This window comes from Synechococcus sp. UW69 (genome assembly GCF_900474185.1).
Lineage (GTDB): Bacteria > Cyanobacteriota > Cyanobacteriia > PCC-6307 > Cyanobiaceae > Parasynechococcus.
Genome location: NZ_UCNW01000001.1, coordinates 1 through 6,030, shown reverse-complemented (window position 1 = coordinate 6,030; position 6,030 = coordinate 1). Strand labels below are relative to the sequence as shown.

Here is a 6,030-nt window from a genome sequence, read left to right as displayed (position 1 = left end):
GTGTGAGCTGTGGTGTTATGGTTTTGTCTTGCGCGGGAGCCGAGAGGCGAGCGCGCAAGCCGAAGCGCTGAAGGCGAAAGCCTTGATGTGTCTTAGGCGACTTACAAGATCAAGAGGGAGCGATCCCACGGTGTTGTAAGTTCTTCAAGCGGCCGCGAAGGCCGTGATGACCAGCCAAGTGAACTCCTGAGAGGGAGTGAAGCGAAGTTTGGTCGCACCTGGACAATCGAAAAGTTTAGGAACTGACGCTTTCATCGCGTTTGGATCTGAGCCGACCCGCAAGGTGAGGTGAGGAGCCGAATGAAAGAGCGATGAAGGTGTGAGGTCCCGTCAAAAAATTTCGTTGCGTCGAAGCAATTCGCTGCAACGAGAAGGTTTTCACGAACCTTCTTGTTGTCGGTGTGCGAATTGTGGAGCAACAACCGGATCTGAGATCCCGGAAAGTCATTGAAAGAGAAATCTAGAGATGCACTCTTAAGAACCCTTTTTGTGTCAGCGAAGAGGAGGCCTCAACTGTTGCCAGATTGATCTGAGTAATGGGTGACGCAAATCATTTTGAGGGAGCGAAAGCTTCTAAAAGGAAATGATCTACAACGGAGAGTTTGATCCTGGCTCAGGATGAACGCTGGCGGCGTGCTTAACACATGCAAGTCGAACGAACCTTCGGGTTAGTGGCGGACGGGTGAGTAACGCGTGAGAATCTGCCCTCAGGAGGGGGATAACGGTTGGAAACGGCCGCTAATACCCCATATGCCGCGAGGTGAAATGAATTTCGCCTGAGGATGAGCTCGCGTCTGATTAGCTAGTTGGTGTAGGTAATGGCTCACCAAGGCATCGATCAGTAGCTGGTCTGAGAGGATGATCAGCCACACTGGGACTGAGACACGGCCCAGACTCCTACGGGAGGCAGCAGTGGGGAATTTTCCGCAATGGGCGAAAGCCTGACGGAGCAACGCCGCGTGAGGGATGAAGGCCTCTGGGCTGTAAACCTCTTTTATCAAGGAAGAAGATCTGACGGTACTTGATGAATAAGCCACGGCTAATTCCGTGCCAGCAGCCGCGGTAATACGGGAGTGGCAAGCGTTATCCGGAATTATTGGGCGTAAAGCGTCCGCAGGCGGCCCTTCAAGTCTGCTGTTAAAAAGTGGAGCTTAACTCCATCATGGCAGTGGAAACTGTTGGGCTTGAGTGTGGTAGGGGCAGAGGGAATTCCCGGTGTAGCGGTGAAATGCGTAGATATCGGGAAGAACACCAGTGGCGAAGGCGCTCTGCTGGGCCATCACTGACGCTCATGGACGAAAGCCAGGGGAGCGAAAGGGATTAGATACCCCTGTAGTCCTGGCCGTAAACGATGAACACTAGGTGTCGGGGGAATCGACCCCCTCGGTGTCGTAGCCAACGCGTTAAGTGTTCCGCCTGGGGAGTACGCACGCAAGTGTGAAACTCAAAGGAATTGACGGGGGCCCGCACAAGCGGTGGAGTATGTGGTTTAATTCGATGCAACGCGAAGAACCTTACCAGGGTTTGACATCCTGCGAATCTCTTGGAAACGAGAGAGTGCCTTCGGGAGCGCAGTGACAGGTGGTGCATGGCTGTCGTCAGCTCGTGTCGTGAGATGTTGGGTTAAGTCCCGCAACGAGCGCAACCCACGTCTTTAGTTGCCAGCATTTAGTTGGGCACTCTAGAGAGACCGCCGGTGATAAACCGGAGGAAGGTGTGGATGACGTCAAGTCATCATGCCCCTTACATCCTGGGCTACACACGTACTACAATGCTACGGACAAAGGGCTGCAAGTTCGCGAGGACAAGCAAATCCCATAAACCGTGGCTCAGTTCAGATCGTAGGCTGCAACTCGCCTACGTGAAGGAGGAATCGCTAGTAATCGCAGGTCAGCATACTGCGGTGAATACGTTCCCGGGCCTTGTACACACCGCCCGTCACACCATGGAAGTTGGCCACGCCCGAAGCCGTTACTCCAACCCTTGTGGAGGAGGACGTCGAAGGTGGGGCTGATGACTGGGGTGAAGTCGTAACAAGGTATCCGTACCGGAAGGTGCGGATGGATCACCTCCTAACAGGGAGACAAACAACGATTTTGATGCCTGAGTGTTTTTATTCTTAGGCCGAAGTCCTGTCACCTTAGGTCGATCGGTACCTCAGATTTGAAATCAAGATGATGCAGCAATGTGTCTTGCTTGATGGAGATTTTCAGTTCCTAAACTTTGTCTAGGTCACACCCCAAAAGGGATGAGACTCCTGGGCCATTAGCTCAGGTGGTTAGAGCGCACCCCTGATAAGGGTGAGGTCCCTGGTTCAAGTCCAGGATGGCCCATTCGGTGTTGGGGGTTTAGCTCAGTTGGTAGAGCGCCTGCTTTGCAAGCAGGATGTCAGGAGTTCGAGTCTCCTAACCTCCACTGACCGAACTTTATCCCCGTCTCCAAATTGTTGGAGTCGAGCTCGATTGGTGTGTGATTTAGATGTGTCCGCTGGATGACCCCAGCTTCCTGTCATTCCAAGTTTTTAAGTTTAAAGCTTTGAATTTGGTTGATAAGATGCTGGGCTCGAACTGAGAAATCAGTTTGAAGTTCTAGCAGAACCTTGACAACTGCATAGGTGAAGTCTGGAAAAACAAAGCATCTTACAGATGCATTGTTTTGAGTCTGATCTTTCGAAAGAGAGATTAGAAGCAGAACAATGAAAATTCTTTTGAGCAAGAGCCGAGACTCTTGAATGTTCTTTGATTCGTGTCGAGCGAATCAGAGTTTGATCTTGTTTTTAGCAATAAAAACTTGAGAATCTGCTTTCAACGGCGGTAAGCGTTCAAGAGGTTAATTGGTCAAGCTACAAAGGGCTCACGGCGGATACCTTGGCACACAGAGGCGATGAAGGACGTGGTTACCTGCGATAAGTCCCGGGGAGCTGGAAGCACGCTTTGATCCGGGAATTTCCGAATGGGGCAACCCTTAATACGGCCAGCTGAATCCATAGGCTGGCACGAGCCAACCCAGCGAACTGAAACATCTTAGTAGCTGGAGGAAAGGAAAGTAAAAACGACTCCCTAAGTAGCGGCGAGCGAACGGGGAAGAGCCTAAACCGATGCTTTCGAGTATCGGGGTTGTGGGACAGCAACGTGTATCAGGAATGTTAGGAGAAGTGCTTGAATGGCACGCCACAGAGGGTGAAAGCCCCGTAACCGAAAACTGAACTGAGCTAGCTGTATCCCGAGTAGCACGGAGCACGTGAAATTCCGTGTGAATCCGCGAGGACCACCTCGTAAGGCTAAGTACTACTGTGTGACCGATAGCGAAACAGTACCGCGAGGGAAAGGTGAAAAGAACCCCGGGAGGGGAGTGAAATAGAACATGAAACCGTGAGCCTACAAGCAATGGGAGCCCTACTCATAGGGTGACCGTGTGCCTGTTGAAGAATGAGCCGGCGACTTATAGGCACTGGCGGGTTAAACCGGAAATGGTGGAGCCATAGCGAAAGCGAGTCTGAATAGGGCGTTTGTCAGTGTTTATAGACCCGAACCCGGGTGATCTAACCATGGCCAGGATGAAGCTTGGGTGATACCAAGTGGAGGTCCGAACCGACTGACGTTGAAAAGTCAGCGGATGAGCTGTGGTTAGGGGTGAAATGCCAATCGAACCCGGAGCTAGCTGGTTCTCCCCGAAATACGTTGAGGCGTAGCGTCTCGTGCTCCAGCAGGGGGGTAAAGCCACCATTTCGGTGCGGGCTGCGAGAGCGGTACCAAATCGAGATGAACTCTGAATACCCTGTGTGTAGCGAGGCAGTCAGACTGTGGGGGATAAGCTCCATGGTCGAGAGGGAAACAGCCCAGACCGCCAGCTAAGGTCCCCAAATCAACACTAAGTGATAAAGGAGGTGGGATTGCATAGACAACCAGGAGGTTTGCCTAGAAGCAGCCATCCTCAAAGGAGTGCGTAATAGCTCACTGGTCGAGCGATCCTGCGCCGAAAATGAACGGGGCTAAGTGTTGTACCGAAGCTGCGGATTTTTATGGTAGGGGAGCGTTCTATGTGGGGCGAAGCATTAGCGTGAGCGGATGTGGACTGCATAGAAGTGAGAATGTCGGCTTGAGTAGCGAAAACATGGGTGAGAATCCCATGCACCGAAACCCTAAGGGTTCCTCCGGCAGGCTCGTCCGCGGAGGGTTAGTCTGGACCTAAGGCGAGGCCGAAAGGCGTAGTCGATGGATAACAGGTCAACATTCCTGTACCGGTCATGTTTTGGGAAGAGGGACGGAGAAGGCTAGCCAAGCCAGATGTTGGTTACTGGTTCAAGCGTTCGAGGCGTTGAGGAGCGGTGAAAACGTTCCGAGCTGAGGCGTGAGTACGAGCTGCTACGGCAGCGAAGTTGGTGACGTCAAGCTTCCAAGAAAAGCTCTATACCCGTTAAGGCATGACTGCCAGTACCCGAAACCGACACAGGTGGGGTGGTAGAGAATACCGAGGTGCGCGAGGTAACTCTCTCTAAGGAACTCGGCAAAATGGCCCCGTAACTTCGGGAGAAGGGGTGCCACCGCAAGGTGGTCGCAGTGAAGAGGCCCTGGCGACTGTTTACCAAAAACACAGGTCTCCGCTAAGTCGCAAGACGATGTATGGGGGCTGACGCCTGCCCAGTGCCGGAAGGTTAAGGAAGCCGGTCAGCGTAAGCGAAGCTGGCGACTGAAGCCCCGGTGAACGGCGGCCGTAACTATAACGGTCCTAAGGTAGCGAAATTCCTTGTCGGGTAAGTTCCGACCCGCACGAAAGGCGTAACGATCAGGGCGCTGTCTCGGAGAGAGGCTCGGCGAAATAGAATTGTCTGTGAAGATGCGGACTACGTACACCTGGACAGAAAGACCCTATGAAGCTTTACTGTAGCTTGGTATTGTGCCCGGGCTCTGAATGCGCAGGATAGGTGGGAGACGTTGATCTCATGCTCGTGGGTATGAGTTAGTCACTGGTGAGATACCACTCTTTCAGAGCTAGGGTTCTAACGTTCACCCGTTATCCGGGGAGCGGACAGTATCAGGTGGGCAGTTTGACTGGGGCGGTCGCCTCCTAAAAGGTAACGGAGGCGCGCAAAGGTTTCCTCAGGCTGGTTGGAAATCAGCTGACGAGTGCAAAAGCAGAAGGAAGCTTGACTGTGAGACCTACAAGTCGAACAGGGACGAAAGTCGGCTTTAGTGATCCGACGGTTCTGAGTGGAAGGGCCGTCGCTCAACGGATAAAAGTTACTCTAGGGATAACAGGCTGATCTCCCCCAAGAGTTCACATCGACGGGGAGGTTTGGCACCTCGATGTCGGCTCATCGCAACCTGGGGCTGAAGTCGGTCCCAAGGGTTGGGCTGTTCGCCCATTAAAGCGGTACGCGAGCTGGGTTCAGAACGTCGTGAGACAGTTCGGTCCATATCCGGTGTACGCGTAGGAACATTGAGAGGATTTCTCCCTAGTACGAGAGGACCGGGAGGAACGCACCTCTGGTGTACCAGTTATCGTGCCAACGGTAAACGCTGGGTAGCCATGTGCGGAGTGGATAACCGCTGAAAGCATCTAAGTGGGAAGCCCACCTCAAGATGAGTGTTCCCATGGGGTAACCCAGTAAGGTCACGGGAAGAACACCCGTTGATAGGCTCTACGTGGAAGTCCAGTAATGGATGCAGCGGAGGAGTACTAATAGACCGAGGGCTTGACCAACATTTTGGTTCTTGCCTGAAGACAAATTCTTTGTTGATTCAGACGTGTGGTGAAAGCCACAGATCCTATGCAGTTCTCAGGGTTCAACCCTTGAGAATGTTTATAACTATCCTGGTGTCCATAGCGGTGTGGTCCCACTCCGATCCATCTCGAACTCGGTTGTGAAACGCATCAGCGGCGACGATATTTGGGGGGTAGCCCCCTGAGAAAATAGCTCGATGCCAGGTAAAACATTCTCTTAATAGGTTGATGATTGGCTGATTGTTGTAGCAATCACCATCGCCAACCATGAAAAAGCCACCTCGATTGAGGTGGCTTTTTTGTTGT

Annotated in this window: 2 tRNA genes and 3 rRNA genes; all 5 read left to right on the top strand. The window is 52.6% G+C overall.

The features are described 5' to 3' along the window. The first annotated feature begins 590 nt into the window (after positions 1–590). A 16S ribosomal RNA gene (locus DXY29_RS00030) occupies positions 591–2,076 on the top strand. A 183-nt stretch (positions 2,077–2,259) separates the two neighbouring features. Next, positions 2,260–2,333, top strand: a tRNA-Ile gene (locus DXY29_RS00025). 9 nt (positions 2,334–2,342) lie between these two features. Continuing rightward, a tRNA-Ala gene (locus tag DXY29_RS00020) sits at positions 2,343–2,415 on the top strand. Positions 2,416–2,835: 420 nt separating this feature from the next. Next, positions 2,836–5,703: ribosomal RNA gene (locus tag DXY29_RS00010) — 23S ribosomal RNA — on the top strand. A 110-nt stretch (positions 5,704–5,813) separates the two neighbouring features. Continuing rightward, a 5S ribosomal RNA gene (gene rrf / locus DXY29_RS00005) occupies positions 5,814–5,930 on the top strand. The 16S, 23S and 5S rRNA genes sit together here with 2 tRNA genes alongside, the layout of an rRNA operon. Positions 5,931–6,030 lie beyond the last annotated feature (100 nt).